This window comes from Burkholderia sp. Ac-20353, from assembly GCF_017104785.1.
Classification (GTDB): domain Bacteria; phylum Pseudomonadota; class Gammaproteobacteria; order Burkholderiales; family Burkholderiaceae; genus Burkholderia.
Genome location: NZ_JAAGPL010000436.1, coordinates 1 through 1959 on the forward strand (window position 1 = coordinate 1; position 1959 = coordinate 1959).

Here is a 1959-nt window from a genome sequence, read left to right on the forward strand (position 1 = left end):
CCGTCACCCGCGCGGGCGCGCAGCGGTCGATCCCGACGCTCGCCGAACTGGCCGGTTAGCGCGGCCGGCGCATGCGTTGCGCGCGCCCGCGGGGATTGCGCCCGGGGCGTTCGCCACGCATTCGCCGCACTTTCGCCACGCATTTGCCACACATCCGCCGCACGCATTCGCCGGCGCCGCGTTCCCGCGCGATCTGCTGCTGTCATCCCGTTCAATATTCGTCACACATACGCGCCGATTGTTTCTTTTTTCGAAATCGACAGACGAATCACTCATAAAATTGCTGTGAACACTATCAAGTCGCGCGTTTTGTTGTCGTAAATGAATCGGGAGAAGCGAACGCTCCCGGGCGACGGGCACGGCCCGTTCATGACGACGCAAGACAGGAAGGAAGATAGTGTTCAAAAACCTGACGATCCGCGCGCGCATCGGTTTCACGATGGCGTTTCTGGCCGGGCTGCTGTGCGTGATCGGCGTACTGGGCCTGTTCGGCATGGGACGCGCGAACGACGCGAGTCACGACATATTCACGAACCAGATGCCGAGCGCGGTCGACGTCGCGTCGGCCGAGCTGTTCGCCGCGCGCGAACGCCTCGCGCTCGATCGTGCCGCGCTGCTGGCCGGCACGCCTGACGCGGCGGCGGCCGTCGAGCGCAGCCGCACGTTGCGCGCGCAGTCAGACGCATGGTGGCAGAAGTACCTGGACCTGCCGCGCGGCGCGGAGGAGGACCGGCTCGCGCAGGATGTCGCCGCGAAACGGCAGGCGCTGCAGCACGCGTTCGATGCGTTCGCGCCCGTCATCGCGGCGAACGATCACGACGGGCTCGCCAACGGCGTGAAACAGCTGCAAGTGCTCTACAACGATCTGTCGGTGTCGGGCGAGGCGCTGCGCAACTTCCAGTTCACCGACGCGCAGGCAAGCTACAGCCATGCGGAATCCGTCTACGGGGTGCTGCGGATCGTATCGATCGTTGCGCTGGTCGCCGGCCTCGGTGCCGCGCTGCTGTCGTACGTCGCGCTGAGCCGCGCGATCGGCCGTCCGCTCGCGGACGCGCTCGCGCATTGCGACGCGATCGCCGCGGGTGACCTGCGGCGCCGCATCGACGTGACGCGCCGCGACGAAATGGGCCAGCTGCTGGACGGCCTCGCGAGGATGCAGCATGGGCTCGTCGAGACGGTCGGCACGGTGCGTGGCGGCAGCGAGTCGATCGCGACGGCGGCCAGGCAGATCGCGGCCGGCAACATCGACCTTTCGTCGCGTACCGAGGAGCAGGCGGCGGCACTGCAGGAAACCACGTCGAGCATGGAGCAGCTGACCGGCACCGTGAAGCAGAACGCCGACAATGCGCGCCAGGCGAGCGCGCTTGCTGCGAACGCGTCGGAGATCGCGAACAAGGGCAATGTCGTCGTCGGCCAGGTGGTCGGCACGATGGGCGAGATCAACCGGAGCTCCGCGAAGATCGCGGACATCATCACGATCATCGAAGGCATCGCGTTCCAGACCAACATCCTTGCGCTGAACGCGGCCGTCGAGGCCGCGCGCGCGGGCGAGGAAGGGCGTGGCTTCGCAGTCGTCGCGGGCGAGGTGCGCAGCCTCGCACAGCGCTCGTCGGCGGCGGCCAAGGAGATCAAGGCGCTGATCGATGCGTCGGTCGAGCGCATCCGTTCCGGTTCGACGCTCGTCGACGACGCAGGGCGCACGATGACGGACGTGATTGGCGCGGTGCAGCGCGTGACCGACATCATGGGCGAGATCGCGGCAGCATCGGAAGAACAGAGCGTCGGAATCGACCAGGTCGCGCGCGCGGTCGCGCAGATGGACGAGGTCACGCAACAGAATGCGGCACTCGTCGAGGAAGCGGCAGCCGCCGCGCAATCGCTCGACGAGCAGGCCGCGCGCCTGCGCGAGACGGTCGCGGTGTTCCAGCTCGACGACGGCGCGGTGCAGCGGCGTGCTGC

Annotated in this window: 1 protein-coding gene; it reads left to right on the forward strand. The window is 67.5% G+C overall.

What is annotated here, in order from left to right:
* Positions 1–394: 394 nt before the first annotated feature.
* A partial coding sequence (locus G3N94_RS41025) for a methyl-accepting chemotaxis protein (protein ID WP_205799869.1) occupies positions 395–1959 on the forward strand: 1565 nt, incomplete at its 3' end.